The following is a 26,046-nucleotide window of genomic DNA, read 5'->3' as shown; positions in this document are numbered from 1 at the left end:
CTTCATATATTGTTCTAGTGTTTAATCTACTGAGTTGTTATGCATCCACGTTACGCAGCTATTTTTGGTATAGAAAACCTTGAACTAAATCAGCATTATCGTCCTAAAAATACTGATCCTACTTTAGCCGTTTCACAAAGCACTCCAGCTGAGTCTTTAGCGCTGAGCAAACAGTTATTAAGTGATATACGTTTAAGTGCACCTTCTTTAACAATTAATCATGTTTTAAAAGGGCCAGACATACAGTTAGCCGACGATAAGCTTACACTACCAACCTCACAGCTCAGTGCTTCTGATAAGCGCGCTTTATGGGCTTTAATGAGCACACACCTTGATAAACTTTAAACCTGTAAACGAAAGCGCAATAGCACAATTAATGGCTATTGAAACTGCCTGCCACTCTCATCCTTGGTCTCTTAAAACAATGAGCTCTTGCATGGGCGGCCGTTACTTTAATTTAGCGGCGTTTGATGAAAACACCCTGGTAGGTTTTTATATAGGTGAAAAGGCAGGGCCTGACTTTACCCTTATGGATATATGTGTAACGCCCAGTGAGCAAGGTAAAGGCATTGCAAGGCAGTTACTTAGACAGTTTATTGAATATGGCGAGCAGCAAAATGCTGAAAACCTTTTTTTAGAAGTACGCGAATCAAACGCGCGTGCAATAACGCTTTACGAACATGCTGGCTTTACGCAAATGTCGGTACGTAAAAACTATTACCCAAGCGATGAGCCCTCTAAAAATGGCTATGAAGACGCCATACTAATGGGTATGGCGCTTAACTTAGGGTTTAGTTAAAGGGTTAAATTAAGCGCTAAATAAACGTTTAAAGTAAAACACGCGCTTTTAGGCTGTTTCTTTACTTTTAGCTATGGTTTGCTCAATAGCATTAATTAAATTTACAATTAAGGTGGGGCGCTGCGCTTGGTCATTACTAAGCAGGTTTTCTTCTAGTAGCGCTGCACTGTGGTAAATATCGTCAAAATTAAAGCAACCCGCACTGCCTTTTAAGCTATGAGCTACGCTTCGAAGCGCCTCTGCATCGTTACTGGCTTTTAAGCTGTTTACCTTTTGCAAGTAACTTGGCAGGTTAGCCACATAGTTATCGTTAATTTGCTGAAACTTTTCACTTTTTAGTAAACTATCCCACTTGTTCTGATTATCTTTTTCAAGGTTTAAGTAACTAACTAGCACGTTTTCAAGTGCGTCTTTATCAATGGGTTTTGCCAATGCTTTATCGCAACCTGCCTCAATGTATGTGTCTATATCATGGTTCATTACATTGGCAGTAAGCGCGATAATGGGCCCATCGTAGGCTGCATGGCGTAGCATTTTAGTTGCCTCAAGGCCGCCCATTATAGGCATTTGCATATCCATAATAATTAGCTGGTAGTCGTTTACTAACGCCATTTCTACTGCTTGTGCACCATTGTTAGCCATATCTGGCTCTAGGCCCCAGGTTTGTAATAGCAGTTTTATAAGTAGCTGGTTATCGGGGTTATCTTCGGCAACTAATATGTTGGCATCAAAACTAGAAGTGGCAAACGACAAGAAAGGGTCTTTTTCTGGAATAAGCTGTGCTTGCTCAGTTAAAAGCTCTAGTGACTGTTTAGGCTCGTTAATATGGCAATCAACGGTAATAGCAAAGCGACTGCCTATGCCAATTTCGCTTTTTAAAGTAACATCGCCACCCAATAACTGCGCTAAGTTTTTAGAAATACATAAACCTAATCCTGTGCCTCCAAAGCGGCGCGTGGTGGTGGCATCGGCTTGTTCAAAAGGTTTAAATATACGCTCTATTTGGTGCTCAGACATACCAATACCGGTGTCTTTAACCACAAATTCAAGCTGCTGCTTACTTTGCAAATAATGCACACAAATTGATACTTTGCCTTGTTCGGTAAATTTTACGGCATTGCTGGCTATGTTTATCAAAATTTGTTTTAAGCGCGTCATATCACTATAAATAGTGCGCGGTAATGGCAGCTCGTAATGAATGCTAAACCCGAGTTGTTTTTCGTGTGCTAGCGGTTCAATAATTGATTCTATATCGTGAACCAGCTGCACTACATTAAGGGGTGCTTGCTCTACAGCGAGCTTTTCTGCTTCTATTTTAGATAAATCGAGTATGTTGTTTATTAGCTCTAGTAAGTGTTTAGAATTTCGTAAAATGGTATTTAAATGCTGTTTGTCGTTAACCACTTTATCGTTAATTAATAACTGCTCGGTAAAGCCCATAATGGCCGTAAGTGGGGTGCGAATCTCGTGACTCATATTTGCTAAAAAACGGCTTTTAAGCTGGTTAGCTTGCTCTGCTTGAGCTATGGCAAGTTCAAGCTGGCTGTTCATCGCTTCGAGCGCTTTAGTACGGCTTTCTACTTTGTCTTCTAGGTGGTGCTTATATTCTTCTAGCTGCTCTTGGTAGTGTCTAATTTGGTTAATCATGTGATTAAAATCGTTAAACAACACGCCAACTTCATCATTTGTATGAGCAGGTAAATTTACCGATAAATCACCATCACCTACACGGTGGCTGGCGGCCCCTAAAAGCTCAATTGGGTTTAGCAGTAAATTGCGCACAACCACAAAAATAAGGATAGGCAGGGTGATCACCGAAATTATCACAATTAAGCCTGTGATTAAGCTAATTGCCTTACCCGATTGATAAAGCACGCCTTTTGGAATGGTTGATACAAAGTAATAACCGCCACTCATTTGTACAGCAAATATCATTCTTTCTATTTTATCTATGCTCGAAAGCTCAATAGTCGAAAGGGTGCCTACATCGGCTAAATCGTGAACCTGTTCAAGCTCGTGCTCGGTAATATATTGCCCGCGTAAGCTGTAGTCTGAGCTAAATAAAATTTGCCCGTCGTTGGTTAGCAGTAAATTAAGGGTGTTGTTATAAGGTGCTTCTAAAATACTCGTGTTTAATATAGAGGGTTCAACTTGCAATACTATAAAGCCAAGTTGTTGTGGGCGTTTTAAATAGTAATCAACACTTTGTACGCGCTGTACAAAAAATAAGTTGGTGGTGCCGTCGTTGTTTTGCACCATAAATTGTTGTTGGCGCAAATTACTTTGCAGTACTTGCTTAAAAAATGGGTATGACTGCGGTGCGGTTGTTAAATTATTAGAATAATACGCGTCACTTTTACCACTGGCCGAGACTAAGTTAATACTAATTATGTCTGGGTAGGCTTCGCTGTAACTGGCAAAAACATCCATTAGTGCCCCTAAGCGGCGGGTATAGCTGCCATCAGCATGAATGTCGTTTGATAAAAAATCGTTTAAAACAGGCGAAGTAGACAGTAGTTTTGCTGTTGAATGAAACGAGTCTATGTAGTTGAAAACCTTTTGCTGTTGCTGCTCAACAAAGCGACTCATTATAAGATCAGCCTGCTTTTGTGTTGAGTTGGTTACGTTAGTTAATGTAAAACCACCTAAAAACAACAAGGGTAATATAACAAGGGGGGTTATATACCATAATAATCGAATACTTAACTTACTGGTTTTCATGACCAAACTACTTATCCTCCGTGCAATCTAGCAATGATATGCGTTACGACTTTATTACACAAGAAGCGTAAGCTGATTTGGGTTAATTTAGCGTAAAAAAAGTGTGTATATAATTGGTTTAAATACGGCTAATGAGCACCGAAAACGAGATTATCTTTTAAGGCGCTATATTTAGCTTTGTTTAAATAAGTTAGCGGCTGCGCTGCTTGGTTTTTTAATTATATAGCTAACAGTGCAGTATCAATGCCTGTCATAAATTGAGCGCAAGGGGCTAACCCGTAGCGCTATTTTTATATTTATTAGTGTTTAGCACAATGCATTAAAATATGCGTTTTTAGGGCATTGGCATTGAGGGTAATTTAGCCACGCTTAAAATTAATGCGTGGCTTTAAAATGCTATTTATTTAAAGTATTACACATTTAAAAATTAGTTCTTTTGAGTGTGAGCCGTACCGTAAGAGCGCACTAAAAAGTTTATTGCTACTTCTACCCAGCGGTCTATATCTTTTTTAAGCACAGGCTGATCGGGGTGAGTTAAGTACATTAAATGTAGCTCACTGCGCATTAAGGCAACAAATAGGTTAGTGGCTTCTTCAATGTTTAATTCTTCAAAATCCAGCTCTTTAGATTCCACTGCCGCTTTTAAATAATTAGAGACCTTGTCTTTTACCACCCGCGGGCCAGAGTTATAAAACATATGACCTAGGGCGGGTAAGCGGGGGGCTTCAGCAACAACAATTCGGTATAAAGCCATGGCCGTCTCTGATAGAGCGATTTGTAAATAAGCATGCCCAAGGCGGCGTAAGTTTTCTGTTAAGTTGCCTGGCTTAAACGTTATATTATCGATTGATGCTGTAAATATTTCGCATTCGCTTTTAATGACCGCTAAAAATAAAATTTCTTTATTTGCAAAGTGAGCGTAAACCGTCGATTTTGATACGCCTGCCTCACGTTGGATCATGTCGGTGGTTGCACCATTAAAACCATGAATTAAAAATATTTTACGTGCAGCGTGTAATACCGTTCGTGCTTTTGCACCAAGCTCTAATTCACTTGGAGGCAGAGTGTTTTGGGCATTAGTAAGCGTTTTTGTCATTACATATCACCTTGACATAATGTTAAATTACGCCTAGCATATCAAACCGAGCGGTACAGTTCAATTTGAGCTTTAAGTTAAGGGTGTTTTTAGCAGCTGTTAACTATCGGTATTACCCTGTTTAAATGTATCTAAGGTGTGACTAGGCAGCAATTAGCGTGCTTAGCTTTTTTTTGCTTATCACTCGAACCGAGCGGTACAGTACATAAATAATTGTGTTATTAATTTAGGATTTAAAAATGGCTAATCAGTGTCTTAATAAAAGACTTTTTAATTATTCGCGGCATTCAGCTATTGCGCTTACATTAGCTGCGGCTTTGTCGGGTTGTGTAGTGGGTCCTAACTTTGAAGAGCCTAATACAAATATAAACAACGATGCTATAAAGCCAACTCCCGAATTTACTCAGCTACAACGCGGTAATGCTGAATTGGCGTGGAATTGGTGGACAATTTTAAACGATCCTATTTTAACGGAGCTAGAGCGCAAAGCACAGTTAGGTAATCTTGACTTACAGCTAGCATCAAGCCGAATTGCCCAAAGCCGCGCGGCATTGGGTATTGCATCGGCAGACCGCTTACCCAGTGTATCTGCTGGGTTTGACTACAAGCGCGAAGGGCTGAGCGAAAATGGTAAGTTTGTTGCACTCGGTGCGCCCTCAGACCCTGATAACTTTTGGCAGCTTGGTTTTGATGCCAGCTGGGAACTTGATTTATGGGGCCGTAATAAACGTGTTGAAGAAGGGGCCGTCGCTATGCTGCAGGCCTCTTTGTATGCGCGTGAAGCCGCCCGTGTTAGCTTAGCTGGCGAGGTGGCTAAAACATATTTGTTACTGCGCAGTGCGCAAACGCAGCTCAACATAACACACGAAAACAAAACCATTGCAGAGCGTGTGTTAAAGCTTGCACAAAGCCGCGAAAAAAACGGTGTAAGTACACGTTTTGAAACAATTAGTGCAAAAGCAGAGCTGGCAACAATTAATGCTGCGCTACCAGAGCAAACGCAGCGCCGTAATGTGTTAATGAACGCGCTTGCGTTGCTAGTAGGTGAAAAACCACGTGCCTTAAATACTTTGTTAGCCGAGCGTATTGCTGCGCCTGTTATGCCAAGCGAAATCCCTTCGGCTATTCCATCAGAGTTTGTAAAACGCCGCCCAGATATTTTACAAGCGCAAGCAAACTTACACAGTGCTGTTGCCGCTATTGGCGCGGCCGAAGCGAATTTTTACCCACGCATTACTTTAACGGGCTCATTAGGAGTTGAAGGGTATGCGCAAAGTGATTTATCAACCTGGGATTCACGTGTTTTTTCAGTGGGACCAAATGTTTATTTGCCTATTTTTCAGGGGGGGCGCTTAAAATCACAGCTTAAGCTGACTAAAGAGCGCGAGAAAAACGCGGCATTAACGTATCGTCAAACTGTACTAAAAGCGTGGCACGAAGTTGATAACGCAGTAGATGGCTGGGCTGCGCAGCAAAATCACCATCACAAAGTTGAAATTGCTCACGACTTTAATAAGCAGGCTTTACAAACCGTTGAAAGAGCCTACCAGCAAGGGGCAGCCGACTACCTTAGCGTTTTAACGGCGCAGCGTAATTTATTAGCAAGCCAAACTAAGTTAAATAACAGTGCAACCAATGCCTCGATTGCGGTTGTAAATTTGTATAAATCTCTCGGTGGTGGCTGGAACCCAGACGCGCTACCTGAAAGTGCGCTTACGCCAATGTCAGCCAAGGCGGAGGGCGAGTAATGAATGCAGTCACGATTAATGTGCCTGTACAAAATGCAGCACCTGTTGCTAAGCCCGCAGGGCCATCAAAACAAGCACTGGCTGGGCTATTAGGCATTTTTATTGCCGCTATGATGGCGGGTTTAAATAACCGAGTAGGGGCACTTGGATTAGCAGATGTGAGGGGCGTAATAGGGGCTAGTTTAGACGATGCCTCTTGGCTTTCAAGCGCATATACCGTTGGGGAGCTAATCGCTATGCCTTTTGCTTCTTGGTTTGCCATTACGTTATCGGTTAGACGCTTTCATATTTCTATGGTGACTATATGTGGCGTTATTGCGGCAATTTTGCCTTTTATTCATGATTTAAACTTATTAATTGCGCTGCGTTTTGTGCAAGGGGTAAGTAGTGGCGCGCTCATTCCTATATTAATGATGGCTGCACTTAAATTTTTACCCCCTAACATACGTTTACACGGTTTAGCGCTTTACGCCATGACCGCTACATTCGCCCCAAATTTAGCTATTTGGCTAAGCGGGCAGTGGGCTGATGTGTTATCGGACTGGCGCTGGATTTACTGGCAAGTTATTCCGCTTTGTATTATTGCGGGCTCACTAACTGCGTGGGGGCTCCCAAAAGAGGGCGTTAAATATGCGCGCTTTAAAGAAGGAAACTGGTTAGGCCTAGTGTGCGGCGTATCGTCTTTGACGTTAATTGCCATCGCGCTTGATCAAGGTGTGCGTTTAGATTGGTTTAATTCATCGCTTATTAGTGTGTGTTTTTTTGGTGGGCTAATTTTATTTGGCTGCTACGTATTAACCGAGTGGCATCACAAAGCGCCGTTTATGAGACCGCAATTATTAGGCCGACGCAATTTAGGTATTGGCTCTGTACTGCTTACCATGTTGTTAGTGGTGTTGATGTCGGGCTCAATGTTGCCCTCAACCCATTTAGCCAATTTGCATAGCTATAGAGCATTACAGCTAGTGCCAGTAGGGTTATTAATTGCGCTACCACAACTTGTACTTGGCTCGGTAGTGGCACTGCTTTTATACAAAAAATGGGTAGACGCCCGCATTGTGATGTCAATTGGATTATTTTTAATTGCGCTGGCCTGTTTTAGCGGCGCACAAATTACGCCTTTATGGCATCGGGATCAATTTATCACAGCGCAGCTGTTGCAAGCATTTGGCCAGCCCATGGCAGTGGTCTCTATTTTATTTTTAATGACCAGTGTACTAGACCCAAGCGAAGGGCCGTTTTTTTCGGGAACCATAAACACATTACGTGTGTTTGGCTCGCTTATTGGCGGGGCTGTTGTGGGGCAGCTATTAACGGTGCGCAGTCATTTTCATAACGAAATGCTATTAGATCGCGCCTCACTGGTCGGTAATTCATTGGCAAACACCATACCTAATGAGCAATTAGGTGGCGTTATTGCCCAGCAATCGTTAGTGATGTCGGTAGGTGATGCCTACTTGGTGCTTGGTGTGTTAGCACTTGTATTAATTCCGCTGGCGCTATGTATGAACTTTGTACCAGCCCCGAATCTTAGTAAATCTTAAATTTTAATCGTTGAGTAATATATTATGGCCTTACCAAAAGTAGTTAAATTAACCGTTGCAGCAACTATACTTGCCGTTGTTGCAGGCAGTATTATTTATCTTAATAAACCGGAGTCGCAAAGTGCAACTCAAACAACTGACGATGCCTACGTGCAAGCCGACTTTACCTTTGTGGCGCCTCAGGTATCTGGCACGGTAGATCAAGTACTCATTAAAGATAACCAACGAGTACAAAAAGGCGATTTAATTGCCACCATAGATAATCGCGATTTTGTAGTGGCCCTAGATTCCGCTAAAGCCCAAGCTAATAGTGCTAAAGCTAGTGTAGCTAGCTTGCAAGCTAAGTTAACTTATCAAGATTCGCTGGTACAGCAAGCGCAAGCTGCGGTAGAGGCTGACACTGCATCACTTAAATTAGCGCAGTTAAATTTAAAGCGTTATACCAACTTAGCAACCGATGGCTCAGGCACTGTGCAAGCACGAGAAGAAGCACAAGCAAAGCTGGCTATTCAAAAAGCAAACTTGCATAAAAACCAAGCAGGCCTTGCAGCAGCAAAGCAGCAGATTGAAATTTTACGTGCCGATATTGAAAAAGCCAAAGCTGTGCTTGTACAAGCTAAAGCACGTGTAGTAGATGCCGAGCTTAAGTTATCGTACACCCAAATTACAGCGCCTATTGATGGCATAGTTGGCCAAAAATCGGTGCGTGTAGGGGCGTATGTAAACCCAGGCAGCCCGCTATTGGTTGTTGTACCACTTGATAAAGTGTTTGTTAGTGCAAACTACCGTGAAACTCAACTAGCTAATGTAAAAGTAGGCCAAGAAGTTGAAATAAAAGTAGATGCACTACCAGGGCAGATTTTACGTGGCCACGTTGATAGCCTAAGCCCTGCCAGTGGCGTGAGCTACTCAGCCATTGGTGCACATAACGCCACAGGAAACTTCACCAAAATTGTGCAACGTTTACCGGTTAAAATTAGCTTAGATGCAAACCAGCCGGCGCTTAAGCAGTTACGAGTAGGTATGTCGGTGGTGCCAAGTATTTCAATAACGCAGTAGCACATTGCGTTAATTACAGGGCCAGTAACCATGTTGCTGGCCTTTAATATTAGTTACTCCTTCCTTTTGCATACAAAGCCAAGATATTTTTGAGTTAGATAGCACACTTTTATACCGACTCCTGTTACAATTGCCACTATTAAAAAATTAGCTATATGGCGTTAATTGTTGTCAATTTATTCACACTAAATTGCTCAAAGCCCAGTTAATAACGATCAACTTAACGGGTTGCCTTGCATACACTCAATGTTATGCATGTAACTTGGCATCAAACTAAAAGAACTTATTAATGGCAGACCAGAATATTATCAACGAAATTAGCAAGCGAAGGACTTTTGCAATCATATCGCACCCGGATGCTGGTAAAACCACCATCACCGAAAAAGTACTTTTGTTCGGACAAGCGATTCAAAAAGCCGGTACTGTAAAAGGCCGTGGCTCTAATCAGCATGCAAAGTCTGACTGGATGGAAATGGAAAAAGAGCGTGGTATATCGGTTACTACCTCTGTAATGCAGTTTCCGTATAACAATGCGCTGGTTAATTTACTTGATACCCCTGGACACGAAGACTTCTCAGAAGATACTTACCGTACATTGACCGCGGTAGATTCGTGTTTAATGGTTATTGATGCCGCAAAAGGTGTAGAAGAACGTACCCGTAAGCTAATGGAAGTTACGCGCCTACGTACCACGCCTATTGTTACCTTTATGAATAAGTGTGACCGTGATATTCGTGACCCAATGGAACTACTTGATGAAGTAGAAACAGAGCTAAATATTGCCTGTGCGCCTATTACCTGGCCAATTGGTTGTGGTAAAGAGTTTAAAGGTGTTTATCACATTCATAACGACGAAGCAGTTTTATACAAAACAGGCCAAGGCCATACTATTCAAGAAGTTCGTACTGTAAAAGGCCTAGATAACCCAGAGCTTGATACTGCCATTGGTGAAGAACTCGCTGAGCAATTACGTGAAGAGCTAGAGCTGGTAATTGGTGCCTCAAATGAGTTTGATCTTGAATTGTTTTTAGCGGGTGAGCTTTCACCGGTGTACTTTGGTACAGCCCTTGGTAACTTTGGTGTAGACCATGTACTTGATGGTTTAACGCAATGGGCACCAACGCCATTACCGCGCGAAACAGATGACCGCCAAGTAATCGCAACAGAAGAAAACTTTACCGGTTTTGTGTTTAAAATTCAGGCCAACATGGACCCTAAACACCGTGACCGCATTGCCTTTATGCGTATTGTGTCGGGCAAATACAGCCAAGGCATGAAAATGAACCACGTACGCCTTGGTAAGCAAATTAGTATTTCTGATGCGGTAACCTTTATGGCGGGCGATCGTGAGCGTGCAGCAGATGCATATGCGGGCGATATTATTGGTTTGCATAACCACGGTACCATTCAAATTGGTGATACCTTTACGCAAGGCGAAAAGCTTAAATTTAGCGGTATTCCTAACTTTGCTCCTGAGCTATTTCGTCGTATTCGTTTGCGCGATCCGCTTAAGCAAAAGCAATTATTAAAAGGCTTAGTACAACTTTCTGAAGAAGGTGCTGTACAGGTATTTAGACCGCTTACTAACAACGATTTAATTGTAGGCGCGGTAGGTGTACTACAGTTTGACGTAGTTGTAGCGCGCTTAAAAGCTGAATACAACGTAGATGCAATTTACGAAGGCGTAAATGTAAATACGGCACGTTGGGTAAGCAGCGACGATGTTAAAAAGTTTGAAGAGTTTAAACGTAAGTGCGAAAGCAACTTAGCACTCGATGGTGGCGATAACTTAACTTACATAGCACCGAGCCGTGTAAACCTTAACTTATCGGTAGAGCGTTACCCAGAGGTAACCTTTAACCATACGCGCGAAAACTAGAATCGACTGACTAAAGTTAACTGAAAGCCTGCTATGGCGGGCTTACAAAGGTAAATAATATAATGAACATTCGTACTATTTTAGTAGAAAAAGCCATTGCCGCCATGACCGCAGCAGGCCTACCAGAAGACACAAACCCAGCTGTTACACAAAGCACACGCCCACAGTTTGGGGATTACCAAATTAATGGTGCAATGGGCGCCGCTAAAAAAATGAAAAGCAACCCACGTGAGCTTGCGCAAAAAATTATTGATAACCTAGATGTAACCGACATCGCTGAAAAAACAGAAATTGCCGGCCCAGGTTTTATTAATATTCATTTAAAGCCTGAGTTTTTAGCTAACAGTGTAAAAGCAGCTAACAGCGATGCAAAACTGGCTGTAAACGAGCACGCAAATCCGCAAACTGTCGTGGTAGATTACTCATCACCTAACCTTGCAAAAGAAATGCACGTAGGCCATTTGCGTTCAACCATTATTGGCGATGCCATTGTACGTGCGCTTGAATTTAGAGGCGACAAAGTCATTCGTCAAAACCACATGGGCGATTGGGGCACACAGTTTGGTATGCTAATTGCGCATTTAGAAGATCAAATTAGTCAAGGCGTAGACTTAGAGTCGGTAGCGCTTGCTGATTTAGAAACGTTTTACCGCGATGCTAAAAAGCGCTTTGACGATGAAGAAGGCTTTGCCGATAAAGCCCGTGACTATGTAGTTAAACTACAAGGCGGCGACGCGCACTGTGAAAAACTATGGAAGCTATTTATAGCGACCTCTGTTAAGCACTCTGAAGAAGTTTACAAACGTCTAAACGTAACGCTTACCCAAGACGATATTATGGCTGAAAGTGCTTACAACAGTGAGCTTAACGATATTATTAGCCTATTAAAAGATAAAAACATAGCGGTAGAGTCGCAAGGCGCACAAGTGGTGTTTTTAGATGAACTTGCCAATAAAGATGGTGAGCCATCGGCGTTTATCGTGCAAAAATCTGGCGGCGGCTTTTTATATGCAACCACCGATTTAGCCGCGTGTAACTACCGCTCAAACACCTTAGGTGCTGAACGTATTTTAATATTTGTTGATGCACGCCAAAGCCTTCACTTTAATCAGGTGGAGCTTACCGCACGTAAAGCAGGCCTTTTACGCGATGAAACAAGCTACGAGTTTTGCCCGTTTGGCACCATGATGGGCGCCGATGGTAAACCATTTAAAACCCGTACAGGTGGTACAGTAAAACTTGCTGATTTACTTGAAGAATCAATTAGCCGTGCAGCAACAAAACTTGCTGAGCGTGAATCTGACTTATCGGATCATGATCGCAGCGAAATTGCGCGTAAAGTAGGTATTGGCGCTGTTAAATACGCTGATCTTTCTAAGCATCGTACCAGTGATTACATATTCAACTGGGACACCATGTTAAGCTTTGAAGGCGCAACAGCACCTTACTTACAATATGCTTATACCCGTGTGCGCAGTATTTTCCGTAAATCAGGTGTCGACGCCGCTACGCTAAATGCAGATGTAGCCATAGCCGAGCCGCAAGAAAAAGCACTCGCACTTAAACTGCTACAGCTTGAAGAAGTCCTTGATTTAATGATCTCTGAGGCTACTCCTCACGTACTATGTAGCTACTTATACGAGCTAGCTAGCCTATACATGACATTCTATGAAGCCTGCCCAGTATTAAAAGAAGGCGTAGAGCCAAACGTACGCGATAGCCGTTTAGTGTTATGTAATTTAGTGGCAGATACTTTAAAAACTGGATTGGATTTGCTTGGCATTGAAGTCATGGAGCAAATGTAATCACCGTCGTATTTTAACCTAATACTGCGTTATCCACCCCAACTTACCCTAATCACATACAAACCGTATGCTCATAGGGATAAGTAGGGGTGAATGCCTTGTCTTAGGCTAAACTACTTAGGTGAACCTTCTGCTGCGTGTAGTTTGCTTTGTCAGCACTCCTACACTTGCAGATATATAGGTTTGCACCGTAGGTTGGGTTGAGTGAAACGAAACCCAACATTAACCAAGCACTAACCCAAAATATAAAATTGTTCTTATTACTGATTACTATTAATTGCCTGACCTTACTTACCCACATACGCTTTAATAAACAGAGAAGGATTTGTTTATGAAACTCGAAGACATCCGCCGTGAATACCTGCAAGACGCGCTAAGCGAAGATAACTTGCAAGATGATCCATTCAAACAATTTGAAACGTGGCTTGAGCATGCTGTGGGCAGTAATATTCCAGACCCAACGGCCATGGTTGTGGCAACGGTTGATGAAACCGGGCAACCTTCACAGCGTATTGTATTGTTAAAACATTTAGATGATAACGGGTTTGTATTTTTTTCTAATACCGGCTCACGTAAAGCGCAAGAGCTAAAAGGCAATAACAAAATATCGCTGCACTTTCCGTGGCACCATATGGAGCGCCAAGTGATTGTATACGGCGAGGCAAAACCATTACCGACGGCTGCAGTCGCTAAGTATTTTTTATCGCGCCCTAAAGAAAGCCAATTAGCAGCATGGGCCTCAGCGCAAAGCAGGCCAGTCTCATCGCGCAAAGTGCTTATGGAAACCTTTGCCAACATGAAGAGTAAATTTGCTAATGGTGAAATTCCACTGCCTGATTTTTGGGGTGGTTACTGCGTAGTCCCTTCTAAAATTGAGTTTTGGCAAGGTGGCGCACATCGTTTACACGACCGCTTTATATATCAGCGCCAAACTGATAATAGCTGGCAAATAACACGTTTAAACCCTTAACCGGTTTGCGCTGTGAAGTTTATAGACTCCCACTGCCACCTCGATTTTACTGAGTTTGACGCAAACCGCGGATCACTCATAAAAGAGTGTATGGCTAAAGGTGTTGAGCGCTTTGTTGTGCCAGGAATTAGCTTGGCGCAATCTAAGCAACTAATTGAATTTAAAGCTAAATACCCACAATTACATATTGCCGCAGGGCTTCACCCTTACTTTTTAGATGAGCATAAAGATGCTCACTTAGCACAGTTATTCGATTTTGCAAAAGCCAATAAAAAGCAGCTGGTGGCAATAGGGGAGTGCGGGCTTGATAGAAGTATTGATGACCTTGAAAAACAAACCAGCCTATTTGAGCAACATATTACCCTTGCTAACGAGCTCAAGCTGCCGCTTATTGTGCATCACAGGCAAAGCCATGATTTAATTGCGCATGCGTTTAAGCGCTGCAAGCCAAAATATGGCGGCGTGATACATGCATACTCAGGCTCCATGCAACAAGCACAGTATTATATTAAACAGGGCTTTAAATTAGGTGTAGGTGGCGTTATTACTTATGAACGAGCAGCTAAAACCCGTGATGTAATTGCTCAAATAGAACCGCAGCATTTAGTGCTTGAGACGGACGCACCCTCAATGCCATTAAGTGGCCATCAGGGAGAAATTAACACCCCTGCGCATATTCCTACTGTATTTGAAGTTTTATGCAGCTTAAAGCCAAATAGTAATAAAGCCGAACTTGCTCAGCAGCTTTACGATTCTTGCTCTGAGGTTTTTTGCATATAGCGATTTACCTGCCAACGTTTTAGGCCTCGCCCTAGCTGCCATGTAAAAATACAGGCTATTACTAGCATTAATAAAACTTGCCTGCCTAAATCATGAAAATGATTGTGGCTGTCAGATATTGCCGCGCGGGTTAAATAAGTAATAGATACAAAGCCTAAAGGCTTATCTATGTCGCTTACAACAGGCTCAACAAATGGGGTTTTTAGTTTACTAATCCCTGGGGTAGACTCTGGCAATTGGCCAAATATGTGGTGCGATTGCCAGTGATCGCTGCTGGCTATAAGTACGCCTTGCTGATCGTAAATTGTGGCTGAAAGTACAAACTCGTCTTTGCTTATATCATTACACAAAGCTCTAAGCTGTGGCTTATTTTTAGCAAGCAATGGCTCTTTAGCATTAAGTGCCATAAATGAGGTTAAGCTTTTGGCAGTATTATCGGCACTATTATAAAGTAGTTGGTGGCTTTCAAAGCTACTGTTAACACCTACAAAACTCAGTAATACAAAACAGCCCGCAGCCAATAATAAGCGAACGATTCGCTTTCTTTGTGATGCAGACAAAGGGCTTTTTATATGGTTATTTTTCATAGTCACCGTATATGCTACTGACAGCATTTTGATTTGATGTTACAACTACGCTAACTATAACCTTAAATCTACCCCGATGGCGAATTTAGCGTTATGAATACCCTAATTGATACGCCAAATTAGAAAAATAAATAACAAACACGGAGAACCCATGTCGCAAATGAACATGGCACAGCCAGCTGCTGAGCAAGCATTACATTCTTTAACGCTAAACACATGGTTTGATTACAAAGAAGGGAGTTTTACTCCTGCTCAAACAATACCAGATAAAACCGTTGGGTTATTTAGTATTGCGTTTGCGGGCGATTTTGAACTAAAGCATGTAACGAGTATTATCGACTTTCTAAAAACGCACGCGCTTAAAGTAACCGCTGTATGTCAATATCAGCCCGACTTAGGGTTAGCCCCAGCTCTGTGTTTTTATAGCCCAGAGGCAGAGCAAAAAATTAACCCGCTTGCGCTAAGAGAGTTTGCAAACACGCTTGATTTTCAGCTAGTGCAAGTTACAACGCCACCCAACCTATATGAGCCAGGGCTGCTGGTTATGGATATGGACTCTACCGCCATCACCATAGAGTGTATTGATGAAATTGCACGTTTAGCAGATGTATATGACGATGTGGCTTCGGTGACCGCGCTTGCAATGGCGGGCAAACTAGATTTTAGCGAAAGTTTAAATCAGCGTGTAGCAAAGTTAGCCGGCATAGAGCAAAGCTTAATTGAAGACTTAAAAAACACCTTACCATTAATGCCAGGTATTAAAGCGTTATGCCAAATTTTAAAGCAGCATAATTGGTATCTTGCTATAGCATCAGGCGGGTTTGTACCCTTTGCCGAGCGTGTGCAGCAGCTGATTAATTTAGATGAAGTACACGCTAATGTGCTTGAATTTGCAAACGATAAACTCACAGGAAAAGTCTCTGGTGCCATTGTTGATGCACAGCAAAAAGCGGTTGTTTTAGAAACACTGCAGCAAAAGCTGGGCTTAGCAAATACGCAAACGGTAGCCATTGGCGATGGTGCAAACGATTTGCTAATGATGGAAAAAGCAGGGTTAGGTGTTGCCGTACATGGTAAACCAAAAGTGGTGGAGCAAGCTCAAGCGGCTATATGTCAGGGCTCGTTACTGCAATTGTTGTATATGTTGGCTGTTCCCTTAAAGAAGTAACCTGAGAATATCCACCAAAATAAGTTATACCAATCGGGTTAAGTTATTTAGATATTTTAGCGACAGATAAATAGTGTGATAACAAGGCATAAATTTCGACATGTAGTTGTTCTACATGAGAAATTTATAACGCTATTAACGCTTTATTTAGCACGCTATAAACTTTTAAGTCGATTGGTATTAAGCCGCTTAGCGCAAGCGGTTTAACCATAACAGCTTTCTGCGGCCCATTTGAGCGACCTGCTTTTGATCTAACTCTAAATGGCTAAGCGCTTCGTCGGTTATATCTACAATATCACCCACCCCAGATACTGCCCACAGGGCTTCTTCTATGTCTTTTGCTTTGTGCATTGCATATTGGCTTACATATTTAAGTTCGTTTGATAGGTAGTCTGTATCTGGGCGACCCGTTCGCGATAAGTACAAGCGCATAACAAATACCAGATCAGATTTAACGCCTGCGCTAATTTGCTCACTAAAGCTTGAATAGTTTTCGCCTAGTACGCATTGGCTCGTCACAGCCTTTTCAATGTTATCTTGTTTAGGGTCAAAATTAATTGCGAGTGTAAACGGCAAAGGCGGGTCTTGTCGGCTACGATCTTTAATGCTTGGGGTGATCACATCAATAATTTGTTGCTGCGTTAAAATATGGCTTAGGTCAGTTTTATTATTTAATAAGCCAAAATTTTGTAAAATCACGTGAATTGGGCTGGCATATAAACCAAAACCTATGGCTCCTGGAATAAAGTGGCTTGCTTCTTTATGTAAATAAAGCGGGAATTGGCACACACTTTTGGTCACCATATTTCTCAGTGCGGTAGAAAGGCCTTCTATTTTAGGGGCTTCTTCAGACACTTTTAATTTATCTTTATTACTTTGAATTAATTGGGTAAAAAAGTTAACCCCCGCATGTGGTAAGTCTGCAACTCTGTTGGCTTTTAAATTAATGGTCGTTAACGACTTACTAATTGCCATCACTTCGTATTTAAGCTCACTTAAATTATGCTTTTTAGTTATTTTTTGTAAATCGGGGAAAGATAGTAAAACAATATCACCTTTTTTAAAGCTAACCGGCGAGGCTGACTCTAATTGCAAACCCATAACCGAAAAATCCCGAGTATGAGCCTGATACTGCTTATCCTCAAACAAAAGCTCGGCAGGTGTTTTATATAAGTATCGTTTGTGAGAGCGCAAGTTTACATACTCTAGTGGCACAATATCTAAATAAGGAGGCTTATTATGCTTAGCGTGGCCAAAATGTTTAAGCTGGTTAACTAACGCCTTATCGTAGGGCTGCTTCTTATAATGCGCTTGTTCTTCACTGTTGCCAATGGCGGTTAAAACCGCAATATATTTTACATCTTTTATAAGGCCTGCCACTCTTGGAGAAGGTGGCTTATTTAGCTTTTCTATGTTTTTACCCGCCGAATTAGGCAACGATAATGGAATAAACGAATCATCTGGGTGGCTTGGCATAACTTGTAATTTAAAGCATTGCCAGCTGTCTTTTTGGCTACCAAACCCTAAAAATAGGTTTCTTAATTTAGGGTTGTTATTAAGCTCTGTTCGCGTGGCTGAGTAGTAATAGATTTTTCCTGCAGAAACATGAGTAAACGTATATAAGTAATCTTCTTTTACTGCGTTTACTTGGGTAAGCATTTGGCTAATACGTTGATTATTTAAAATGCTATATAAGCAGGGTACTTTTCGTTCATCAGTAAAATAGCGCTGAATAAAAATATTATTTTCAGTGGTTAGGCTTAAACTAGGAACAATTTGTTCGCCTTTTTTACTTAAAAATACGTATAAAGAGGTAACGCGCGGAATATAATATTGCTCATAACCCTTTGAAACCAAAGCATCTAGGGTGTTATCTAAGTTCACTTTATAGCGGCGTTTATTACCGTTTATAAAGCTATCTAAAAAATTATCGAATGCTTCATTTTTTTCTATAAAAGTACGCTTTAAACGAATGTGGTTATATTCACGAGATATGTTTTCAACTGCAACTACTTCATATTGAATGCCATTTTTAAGGCCTAGCTCAAAATCTTGCTCAAGCCCTACTAGCCGCATGGCAATTAGCTGCCCTTTTTTTATAATTTGGCGGGTAGGAAGCTTAATTTTACAACCACTCAAAGAGATATCTGAGGTACTCGCGGCAATGTTTTTCTTATCGTTGTACTCAATTTTAACTTTAATCGAGTAGTTCATTCGCTCCTCAGAGCGGCTTTCATAAGAGGCAAATTTTATTACGCTGGTAGTCAGAGTGTCGTTTTCAACTTGTGTATCACTTTGCTCTTGTGCTTGTTTTTGTAGTACGCGATGGTTGTTTTCGGTATTCATTACCGCTTCGTATACCGCTAAAGTATAGCCGCCGTGTTGTTTTAAGGCTGCCTCAAATACTTCTATGGCGGTGTCATCCATAAAGTGTTGTTTACCATTGTGCTCATACGGGCGAACTTGGCCTGTTACTAAGCCTCGCAGGTCAACAAAACGGGCAACTGGCTGAGATAGGCGCGACATTTCCATTTTCATTAAAAACTGCTCAGGCTTTGTTAAAGCTGCCGTTTTAGATTTGAAAATTAGGTCGAACTTTGCGTTACCTAAATAGGTTTTTAGCTCATTTACGAGGTCTTCGTGTTTGAGCAGTATGTCTTCAGCCATCTATAAATCGTCACCGTCTAATTGAAAAGTAGGTATACTGTAAAGTCCATTTATTTGAAAAATTCAATAAACGTAACATCGTGCTATGTTATTAATATAGGTACGATTTTTCGTGTAAGTACAGTTTAACTCTTGTTATTATGTGTTAAATGCCAATTTGTTGGCAAGTTACTTTGAAGTATTTAAAAGCAATAAGTATGCCCTAACTTAAAGTAAAAGAGAAAATTACATGTGTTTGTTTCTAATATAGTTCCTTGATTGGCTTTAGCAATGTAGCGCTGCTATGTCGTTCTCCCCATGATAAAATAAACAACTAAATGTATGCATTTTAAATTAAAGAATAGTAGGTAAGGTTATAAATGGCTAAGGCGGCAAAAGTAGAATTTGTTTGTACAGAGTGTGGTATGAACTACCAACGTTGGCAAGGTCAGTGTCGCTGTGGTGCGTGGAACACGTTGGCAGAATTTAAACCCTCTGCAGGGCAAAGTAAAAAAGCCGCTGCGCGAGCAACCGTTGGTGGTTATGCAGGTGGTATTGGTGGTGGCTCTAAAAAAATTGATGATGTAGCCACCACCGAGGCCGAAAAGCAGCTAACAGAAATAGGCGAGCTTGACCGTGTACTAAGCGGCGGCGTAACCACGGGCTCGGTTAATATTATATCGGGCGACCCAGGGGCAGGTAAAACAACGCTGTTATCAGATTTAGTAGCCAGAATGTCGCAGCGTATGCCATCACTTTACTGTACTGCTGAGGAGTCGTTGTCGCAGTTTAAAAACCGTGTAAACCGCTTAAAGCTTAACTATAACGCCGATGAGCTTTATTTACTTTCTGAAACTAGCGTAGAAACCATTATTGAAGAGCTTGATAAAAATAAAATTAAGTTTGCTGTTATCGACTCTATTCAGGCGGTTGTAACCGACACTGCAAATGGCAGCCCCGGTTCGCCTTCGCAAGTAAAAAGTGCCGCGCAAGCGCTTACTCAGTATTGTAAGCAAAACGATGTCACTATGTTTATTATTGCCCATGTAAATAAAAACAACGAAATTGCAGGGCCGCAAACATTAGTGCATATAGTGGATGCCTTATTGCACATTGACACGAATGATGGACAGGTACGTACGCTTAGAGCTAACAAAAACCGTTTTGGTGATATTGATACCGTAGGCATTTTTAAAATGTGCGAACGCGGCATGCTAAGTGTTGATAACCCCAGCGAGATTTTTTTATCGGGATCAAGTACTGAATCACCAGGCTCTACTATTACGTGTATCCGAAAAGGTAACCGTAATTTGTTGCTCGAAATTCAATGTTTAACCACCGAAACTGAAGCCGAATTTCCGCAGCGTGTGTGCGTGGGTTTAAACATGAACCGAATAAAAATGCTCACTGGTATTTTACGCAAACACACCAAAACTAAAATATTTCACGATACGTTTTTTAATATTGTGGGCGGCTTACGAATCGATGAAACCGAAACCTGTATTGATTTAGCGTTAGTAACTGCGCTTTTAAGCAGCTTAAACGAGTTTGTTGTACCGCGTACAACCTGCATTATGGGAGAGCTTAGTTTAAACGGCGATGTGCGCCCAATCGACAGCGGTGTACCACGGGTTAAAGAAGCGGCTCAGCATGGGTTTACTGAAATATTTATCCCGTTTCGTAATTACCATAAATCGATGGAAGGACTAGGGGCTAAAATTACGCCAGTAAAAACCGTGCACGAGTTACTGAGTTTAATTAATTAACGCTTACAGCGGCTGCTGTGCAATGTTACTCTTGAGCAAACACAATTTATATACAGAACAGAATAAGGAAATAGCATGAAAAAACTCGTAATAGCCATAGCCATCGTTGCAGCCGGCGTAGGCGGTGTTAGCTACGCAAACTATGTAGCAACTCAAGAAGTACGTACCGAAGTAGACAAGCAGCTTGCTTTAGTGAGCGATCAAACCGGTGCAACATTTAAATACGCGGGTTTATCGGCAAGTGTTATTTCTAAAAGTGTTGAAATTACTAACATGGAAGTAATTAGCCCTGAAGGTGATAACGTAGCGCATATTCAAAGTATTGAAGTAACCGGTTACGAAACCGATAAAATATCGCCACATACATCGTTTACAGTAAAAAGCTTTCAGTTCGATAAAGACTTTGTAGCAAAACTACCTGCTGATACAAACGAAATGCTTGCCTCTGCAAGTTACGACTTAAGCTCATCGCTCGATTACGATGAACAATCTGGCGACAGTGACGTAGTTTTAAAACTAGATGCAAAAGATATTGCTAGTTTTAATATGGATGTAGGCCTTGCCAATTCTAAAGCATTAATGGACGCATCCCTTGCGATAAGCAAAGCACAGCAAGAAGCAGGTGACACGCCGCTTACGTACGAGCAAGAGTTACAACAGCAAACCTTAGTTATGCAAGCTATGAGTAAGCTTGAGCCACGAAATATTAATTTAGTACTTAATAACCAAGGCAAATTAAAAGAGCTATTTGTGAGCGAGCTTGAAAAACAAGGTATGACGCTTGAGCAAATGCAAATGACGCTACAGCAACAGTTACAGCAAGCTCCCGTAACTGAAGAAATTGCACAGGCGCTGACTGATTTTGCCAAAGGTTTAAACTCATTAAGCATATCGGCAAAATTGCCTGAAGGTAAAACCATGATGGAAGTAAACCAGCAAATAATGATGTTAGCTGGCCAGCCTGAAGAGCTAGTTAAATTTGTTAATTTAGAAGTTAAAGGCGAGTAATAGCGAACAGCTCTCACCAGCCAGTTTAATACAAAAAAGCCGTACTTGATTAATCAAGTACGGCTTTTATTATTTTAGCTGATAGCTTAGTGAAGAATACGCGCTCTAATTGTACCTTCTACTGCACTTAGCTCTTTAAGTGCAACTTCTGACTGATCGGTATCTACGTCAATAACTACATAACCAATTGATTCATCAGTTTGTAAGTACTGAGCGGCAATGTTAATACCGTGCTGGGCAAATGCTTGGTTAATTTGCGTAAGTACGCCAGGGCGGTTGTGGTGTACGTGCAATAAGCGGCTACGGTTAGCAAGCTCTGGTAGCGAAACCTCAGGGAAGTTAACCGCTGTAATAGTTGAACCATTATCTGAGTATTTAGCTAATTTACCGGCTACTTCAATACCAATGTTTTCTTGCGCTTCTTGGGTTGAACCACCAATGTGCGGCGTTAAAATAACGTTGTCGAATTCACGCTGTGGCGATACAAATTCTTCTTCGTTAGACTTTGGCTCAACAGGAAATACATCAATAGCAGCGCCGCTGAGTTTTTTCTCGCTAAGTGCTTCGGCTAGTGCATCAATATCTACCACAGTCCCGCGTGAAGCATTGATCAAAATAGAGCCTTGCTTCATTAATGAAGCTTTAGCACCACCAATGTGGTCATAGCCAATAATACCAAGCGTTTTACCAAGAGCTTCAAACGATCCATCTAAATTTTCGCCCAAATAACTAACACCATAGAGAAATCAATCTACACCAACGTGTAAAAAGGTATTAAAAGCACTGCAACTGGTAAGCAACCTAAAGAGTTATTACATTTTGCTGGTATGGTGCGTCAGATAATGCCGAAAGGCCTGCCTTTTGAGTTAAATCGTATCTTGAACTAATTGAATTAATAGGGCGCTGTATTAAAGAGGGTAAACGGTGTTATATAGAAGGTAATCATTTACCATTATCAGAGCGTAAAAATATAGCTCCGAAAACTAGTTAAAACTGACTACGTAATTTACCCACGTGTTTAATGGACTGTTGGTAGGGTGTCGTTGCAACATTAGCAATAGCGAAAACTACTGGCCTAGTTTTTATACCCAAAAAAAAACATCAAATATTGTCCCAAGGCAAGGGTCAGCATGTCAGTAATTTAGGAGTTGTAGAATAAAAGCTTCCCGAGAGAATCATAGATGTAACTTTGAATGAGTTGTAGGCGGTAAATTGATTTTATGTGAACTTATTTACCGCTACTTTTAGGTGATATTTAAAGTAAGTGTCAGTCTAGTTGTACTAGAAGCTTTTAAAGTTATAAGAAGATAATATTTAATGCTTCCAGATATATAAGCAAAAGAATAAGGATGAGTGATGGCCAAATTATTAATTCTTTGAACTTAGTCGAAATAAAAGGTTTTATTACTGGTGGGTATTTATTATAAAATTCGTCATATAATAGCTTTGTTATTTTGGACTGGACAGACTTTGATAACTCTAGTTTTTTTAGTAAAAAGTTTTGTTTGTCAGTAGCGTTATCAAACTCTTTCCAAGGAGGAGAAGTTGTTAGAACTTTTTTAATATCAATTATTTGGCTTGTTTTTAATTCAGTTATAGCATATCTTGCTAGCTGAGAATTAAGGTTTTTAATTCTAGTAAATTTCATCATTTGAATATTTAAAATAACAGCGTTCTCTTGCTTTTCATGCACTTCTTTACAATGTGCTTGCCAATCCTTCAGTGACTCAGTCAAGCAGTCTTCAATCTTTTTTAATATGTCTTCAATAGCACTTTTAGCTTCATTTCTTGATGTAATATGCCGACTGCTGTCTAAAATGATGTACCAGCCAATAATGATTGGTAATATTTTAGATAGTAAGTCAAACATTGGTGTCTCGTTTAGAGTTATATTCTCTTTCAGCTTCATGCATATAAAATTTTATTTCTTCTTTCCAGTCATTATGTTCACTAATTAAATTTAAATGCTGAAACACAAATAGCGGCTCAAATTTTTCACACCTAATTAGGTTAGCGAAAGCTTCGACTATAAAAGAAGAGCCATACTCATCATTAATTCCATCCAAATAAACATCGATTCGAGCACCATTTCTTAAGTGGGGAACTAAATAATCTTTTCTAAAATCTTCCCCATTACCAGGACCATCTTCATGGTACCTGCCGAGTGGTTCGAGTGTATAATCGCTTACTTTCACTGATATAGTCATGTAAAGTCCTTATTTAGTTCAAATATAGTCGCCATTGAACTAGAGTCCCCTTTATTGGGTTTTTAAATTCTTGGAGTTTGGAGTCAACCAATTCCGCGTTAGACATCCTGTAATAAATACCTGTATTTCCACTTAAGACTAGCAATTTATCATTACAGTTTTTCATGAACTTAATTGGTTTTATGATGTCTGTTGAACCCTTCCCCCTATCTGTTTGTCTAGTAGAAGTAATAGAAGCTTTCATTGCTTGTCTAATAAGGTAAGAGTCATCAGGCTTTCCTATCTGGTATAAAGGTTTAATGGTTGAAGGTATACCTAAACCTCTATCGCAAATACCAATATCAACATACTCACCAAACTCATCATTATCTTTATAAAAGTATGACCACCATTGAACATCTAATAAACGCGTTGGTTTACCATAAGCGTGATGGTAAACATTTAAGCAAGTTTCTTTAATTGCAGTGGCTAGTTTGTCTGGTAGTTTGCTCAGACCCAATTCTCGCTTCATTGCATCTTTAAGGAGTGTCGTGTTACTTAAATTTCCACAAACAAAACTCGACTGGCTCCATAAGTCTACTAACTTACCTTTTTTAGCAATACATAATGCTTCAGTAAACCCCAGATGCTCCATTTCTCTTCTAAGTAGCTTATATTTCGGTAGCTTAATTGTACATATCTTTTTTGAGCTATAGTGTTGTCTACCAGTAACAATTGCAAAAAGGTATAATGCAGTTAATGCGCATATCTTTTCACAATTTGTAAAGTCTAGTAAGAAACGCTTTTTATCACCTAAATGCTCTATTTTTAATAATAGCTTTATAGTTTCATCTCTGAGATTCGGGTTTGTAAAGCTTAATTCCCCTCCACAATCTATATATTCTCTTTCCATAAAGCTAAACCCAAAAATACATGTCAAAGTTTAATTTATATTAAATATACTTGTAAATCAAAAGCATTAGGCATATTTGCTGAAAATAAAAAACGCCTGAAAGTAAGTGAAGCAAGACTTTTAGTTAATAGGTTTAGCCTAGTGCAATATACGGGCTCGGATAGTGCCTTCAACTGCGCTTAGCTCTTTAAGTGCAACTTCTGACTGATCGGTATCTACGTCAATAACTACATAACCAATTGATTCATCAGTTTGTAAGTACTGAGCGGCAATGTTAATACCGTGCTGGGCAAACGCTTGGTTAATTTGCGTAAGTACGCCAGGGCGGTTGTGGTGTACGTGCAATAAGCGGCTACGGTTAGCAAGCTCTGGTAGCGAAACCTCAGGGAAGTTAACCGCTGTAATAGTTGAACCATTATCTGAGTATTTAGCTAATTTACCGGCTACTTCAATACCAATGTTTTCTTGCGCTTCTTGGGTTGAGCCACCAATGTGCGGCGTTAAAATAACGTTGTCGAATTCACGCAGTGGCGATACAAATTCTTCTTCGTTAGATTTTGGCTCAACAGGGAATACATCAATAGCTGCGCCGCTTAGCTTTTTCTCGCTAAGTGCTTCGGCAAGTGCATCAATATCCACTACAGTACCGCGTGAAGCGTTAATTAGTATTGATCCTTGCTTCATTACGGCAAGTTCTGCTGTGCCAATTAGGTTTTTAGTTTGCGGTGTTTCTGGTACGTGTAAACTAATAATATCAGCGCGCTGTAAAAGCTGTGTTAGGTTATGAATTTGTGTTGCATTACCTAAAGAGAGCTTATCTTCAATGTCGTAATACTCTACGTTCATACCTATGTTTTCGGCCATAATACCAAGCTGTGTACCTATGTGGCCGTAACCAATAATCCCGAGCGTTTTACCGCGCGCTTCAAACGAGCCGGTTGCTGTTTTTAACCAGCCGCCACGGTGAGCTGCTGCATTACGCTCTGGAATACCACGTAATAGTAATAGTATTTCGCCAAGTACAAGTTCAGCCACTGAACGAGTGTTTGAAAACGGTGCATTAAATACCGCAATACCGCGCTCGCGAGCTGAGTTTAAGTCAACTTGGTTAGTACCAATACAAAAACAACCAATGGCTACTAGCTTTTCAGCTGAGTCTAAAACTGCTTGGTTAATATGAGTACGAGAACGAAGCCCTACAAAGTGCACATCTTTAATACGCTCTTTAAGTTCGTCCTCAGGTAGCGATGTTTTTACGTAGTCGATGTTGCTGTAACCATTACGTTTAAGCGTTTCTACTGCGCTTTGGTGAACACCTTCAAGCAAGAGAATTTTAATTTTGTCTTTTGCTAACGATACCTTACTCATAAC

The 26,046-nt window shown here is 40.9% G+C and carries 20 protein-coding genes and 1 pseudogene; 12 read left to right on the top strand and 9 right to left on the bottom strand.

Features of this window, described 5'->3' with window-relative positions; genetic code table 11:
* Window positions 1–39 precede the first annotated feature (39 nt).
* Both PSH50_RS05555 and rimI read left to right on the top strand, forming a co-directional pair.
* Window positions 40–345 (top strand): hypothetical protein, encoded by a 306-nt coding sequence (locus PSH50_RS05555; protein WP_273587442.1) that lies wholly within the window; start codon window positions 40–42, stop codon window positions 343–345.
* Window positions 332–799 (top strand): ribosomal protein S18-alanine N-acetyltransferase, encoded by a 468-nt coding sequence (gene rimI / locus PSH50_RS05550; protein WP_273587443.1) that lies wholly within the window; start codon window positions 332–334, stop codon window positions 797–799. The genes PSH50_RS05555 and rimI overlap by 14 nt, the downstream gene beginning before the upstream one ends.
* A gap of 48 nt (window positions 800–847) precedes the next feature.
* On the opposite strand, the gene PSH50_RS05545 is transcribed toward rimI, so the two are convergent.
* Window positions 848–3,520, bottom strand: a complete 2,673-nt coding sequence (locus tag PSH50_RS05545; protein ID WP_248442779.1) for an ATP-binding protein — start codon at window positions 3,518–3,520, stop codon at window positions 848–850.
* A 427-nt stretch (window positions 3,521–3,947) separates the two neighbouring features.
* Complete coding sequence (locus PSH50_RS05540) at window positions 3,948–4,616, bottom strand: TetR/AcrR family transcriptional regulator (protein ID WP_024033146.1); 669 nt, start codon at window positions 4,614–4,616, stop codon at window positions 3,948–3,950.
* A 239-nt stretch (window positions 4,617–4,855) separates the two neighbouring features.
* On the opposite strand from PSH50_RS05540, the gene PSH50_RS05535 reads away from it, so the two are divergent.
* From PSH50_RS05535 to PSH50_RS05505, 7 genes are all read left to right on the top strand, one after another.
* On the top strand, window positions 4,856–6,364 hold the full coding sequence (locus PSH50_RS05535) for an efflux transporter outer membrane subunit (RefSeq protein WP_273609354.1): 1,509 nt from the start codon (window positions 4,856–4,858) through the stop codon (window positions 6,362–6,364).
* Window positions 6,364–7,908, top strand: a complete 1,545-nt coding sequence (locus tag PSH50_RS05530; RefSeq protein WP_273609353.1) for an MFS transporter — start codon at window positions 6,364–6,366, stop codon at window positions 7,906–7,908. The genes PSH50_RS05535 and PSH50_RS05530 overlap by 1 nt, the downstream gene beginning before the upstream one ends.
* Window positions 7,909–7,932: 24 nt before the next feature.
* A complete protein-coding gene (locus tag PSH50_RS05525) occupies window positions 7,933–8,967 on the top strand; it encodes an HlyD family secretion protein (protein WP_054982739.1) in 1,035 nt (344 codons plus the stop codon).
* 289 nt (window positions 8,968–9,256) lie between these two features.
* A complete protein-coding gene (gene prfC, locus PSH50_RS05520) occupies window positions 9,257–10,846 on the top strand; it encodes a peptide chain release factor 3 (RefSeq protein ID WP_004586154.1) in 1,590 nt (529 codons plus the stop codon).
* Between the two features lie 62 nt (window positions 10,847–10,908).
* Window positions 10,909–12,651, top strand: a complete 1,743-nt coding sequence (gene argS / locus PSH50_RS05515; RefSeq protein ID WP_248442783.1) for an arginine--tRNA ligase — start codon at window positions 10,909–10,911, stop codon at window positions 12,649–12,651.
* A 331-nt stretch (window positions 12,652–12,982) separates the two neighbouring features.
* Entirely contained in the window at window positions 12,983–13,621 is a 639-nt protein-coding gene (gene pdxH / locus PSH50_RS05510; RefSeq protein ID WP_273609352.1) for a pyridoxamine 5'-phosphate oxidase, read from the top strand.
* Window positions 13,622–13,633: 12 nt separating this feature from the next.
* Window positions 13,634–14,401: a TatD family hydrolase gene (locus PSH50_RS05505; RefSeq protein ID WP_248442785.1), complete on the top strand. Its 768-nt coding sequence runs from the start codon at window positions 13,634–13,636 to the stop codon at window positions 14,399–14,401.
* Here the strand turns inward: PSH50_RS05505 and PSH50_RS05500 are convergent.
* Window positions 14,368–14,988, bottom strand: coding sequence for an AhpA/YtjB family protein (locus PSH50_RS05500; RefSeq protein WP_004586158.1), 621 nt, complete (start codon window positions 14,986–14,988; stop codon window positions 14,368–14,370). The two genes, PSH50_RS05505 and PSH50_RS05500, sit on opposite strands and share 34 nt — an antisense overlap.
* A 151-nt stretch (window positions 14,989–15,139) precedes the next feature.
* Here PSH50_RS05500 and serB point away from each other — a divergent pair, with 151 nt between their 5' ends.
* Window positions 15,140–16,156, top strand: coding sequence for a phosphoserine phosphatase SerB (gene serB, locus PSH50_RS05495; protein WP_273609351.1), 1,017 nt, complete (start codon window positions 15,140–15,142; stop codon window positions 16,154–16,156).
* Window positions 16,157–16,345: 189 nt separating this feature from the next.
* On the opposite strand, the gene PSH50_RS05490 is transcribed toward serB, so the two are convergent.
* On the bottom strand, window positions 16,346–18,823 hold the full coding sequence (locus PSH50_RS05490) for a PilZ domain-containing protein (RefSeq protein WP_273609350.1): 2,478 nt from the start codon (window positions 18,821–18,823) through the stop codon (window positions 16,346–16,348).
* A 359-nt stretch (window positions 18,824–19,182) separates the two neighbouring features.
* Between PSH50_RS05490 and radA the strand changes: the two genes are divergently transcribed.
* Window positions 19,183–20,568, top strand: coding sequence for a DNA repair protein RadA (gene radA / locus PSH50_RS05485; RefSeq protein WP_004586161.1), 1,386 nt, complete (start codon window positions 19,183–19,185; stop codon window positions 20,566–20,568).
* Between the two features lie 75 nt (window positions 20,569–20,643).
* A complete protein-coding gene (locus tag PSH50_RS05480) occupies window positions 20,644–21,576 on the top strand; it encodes a hypothetical protein (RefSeq protein ID WP_256845395.1) in 933 nt (310 codons plus the stop codon).
* Between the two features lie 86 nt (window positions 21,577–21,662).
* On the opposite strand, the pseudogene PSH50_RS05475 reads toward PSH50_RS05480, so the two are convergent.
* From PSH50_RS05475 to serA, 5 genes and pseudogenes are all read right to left on the bottom strand, one after another.
* A pseudogene (locus PSH50_RS05475) lies at window positions 21,663–22,286 on the bottom strand (NAD(P)-dependent oxidoreductase); the annotation flags it as partial.
* A 587-nt stretch (window positions 22,287–22,873) separates the two neighbouring features.
* Window positions 22,874–23,446: a hypothetical protein gene (locus PSH50_RS05470; RefSeq protein ID WP_138576857.1), complete on the bottom strand. Its 573-nt coding sequence runs from the start codon at window positions 23,444–23,446 to the stop codon at window positions 22,874–22,876.
* Window positions 23,439–23,783 carry a DUF4325 domain-containing protein gene (locus PSH50_RS05465; RefSeq protein WP_138576855.1) on the bottom strand — a complete coding sequence of 115 codons (345 nt, stop codon included), beginning with the start codon at window positions 23,781–23,783 and terminating at the stop codon, window positions 23,439–23,441. Before PSH50_RS05465 ends, PSH50_RS05470 begins: the two co-directional genes overlap by 8 nt.
* A gap of 13 nt (window positions 23,784–23,796) precedes the next feature.
* Window positions 23,797–24,675, bottom strand: coding sequence for an ATP-binding protein (locus PSH50_RS05460; protein WP_138576853.1), 879 nt, complete (start codon window positions 24,673–24,675; stop codon window positions 23,797–23,799).
* Between the two features lie 138 nt (window positions 24,676–24,813).
* The gene (gene serA, locus PSH50_RS05455) at window positions 24,814–26,043 is read right to left on the bottom strand and encodes a phosphoglycerate dehydrogenase (RefSeq protein WP_004586164.1); all 1,230 of its coding nucleotides are present in this window, start codon (window positions 26,041–26,043) and stop codon (window positions 24,814–24,816) included.
* Between the last annotated feature and the right edge of the window lie 3 nt (window positions 26,044–26,046).

The organism is Pseudoalteromonas sp. Angola-7 (assembly GCF_028599255.1).
GTDB classification, from domain to species: domain Bacteria; phylum Pseudomonadota; class Gammaproteobacteria; order Enterobacterales; family Alteromonadaceae; genus Pseudoalteromonas; species Pseudoalteromonas atlantica.
The sequence above is the reverse complement of the archived record's forward strand: the minus strand, read 5'-3'. Positions and strand labels throughout refer to the sequence as shown.

Coding starts and splice junctions, on each gene's coding strand:
- PSH50_RS05535 (WP_273609354.1), top strand. CDS start 4,856: ATGGCTAATCAGTGTCTTAATAAAAGACTTTTTAATTATTCGCGGCAT.
- PSH50_RS05460 (WP_138576853.1), bottom strand. CDS start 24,675: ATGGAAAGAGAATATATAGATTGTGGAGGGGAATTAAGCTTTACAAAC.
- argS (WP_248442783.1), top strand. CDS start 10,909: ATGAACATTCGTACTATTTTAGTAGAAAAAGCCATTGCCGCCATGACC.
- PSH50_RS05530 (WP_273609353.1), top strand. CDS start 6,364: ATGAATGCAGTCACGATTAATGTGCCTGTACAAAATGCAGCACCTGTT.
- PSH50_RS05525 (WP_054982739.1), top strand. CDS start 7,933: ATGGCCTTACCAAAAGTAGTTAAATTAACCGTTGCAGCAACTATACTT.
- PSH50_RS05480 (WP_256845395.1), top strand. CDS start 20,644: ATGAAAAAACTCGTAATAGCCATAGCCATCGTTGCAGCCGGCGTAGGC.
- PSH50_RS05500 (WP_004586158.1), bottom strand. CDS start 14,988: ATGAAAAATAACCATATAAAAAGCCCTTTGTCTGCATCACAAAGAAAG.
- prfC (WP_004586154.1), top strand. CDS start 9,257: ATGGCAGACCAGAATATTATCAACGAAATTAGCAAGCGAAGGACTTTT.
- PSH50_RS05545 (WP_248442779.1), bottom strand. CDS start 3,520: ATGAAAACCAGTAAGTTAAGTATTCGATTATTATGGTATATAACCCCC.
- PSH50_RS05470 (WP_138576857.1), bottom strand. CDS start 23,446: ATGTTTGACTTACTATCTAAAATATTACCAATCATTATTGGCTGGTAC.
- PSH50_RS05465 (WP_138576855.1), bottom strand. CDS start 23,783: ATGACTATATCAGTGAAAGTAAGCGATTATACACTCGAACCACTCGGC.
- serA (WP_004586164.1), bottom strand. CDS start 26,043: ATGAGTAAGGTATCGTTAGCAAAAGACAAAATTAAAATTCTCTTGCTT.
- radA (WP_004586161.1), top strand. CDS start 19,183: ATGGCTAAGGCGGCAAAAGTAGAATTTGTTTGTACAGAGTGTGGTATG.
- PSH50_RS05490 (WP_273609350.1), bottom strand. CDS start 18,823: ATGGCTGAAGACATACTGCTCAAACACGAAGACCTCGTAAATGAGCTA.
- PSH50_RS05540 (WP_024033146.1), bottom strand. CDS start 4,616: ATGACAAAAACGCTTACTAATGCCCAAAACACTCTGCCTCCAAGTGAA.
- serB (WP_273609351.1), top strand. CDS start 15,140: ATGTCGCAAATGAACATGGCACAGCCAGCTGCTGAGCAAGCATTACAT.
- pdxH (WP_273609352.1), top strand. CDS start 12,983: ATGAAACTCGAAGACATCCGCCGTGAATACCTGCAAGACGCGCTAAGC.
- PSH50_RS05555 (WP_273587442.1), top strand. CDS start 40: ATGCATCCACGTTACGCAGCTATTTTTGGTATAGAAAACCTTGAACTA.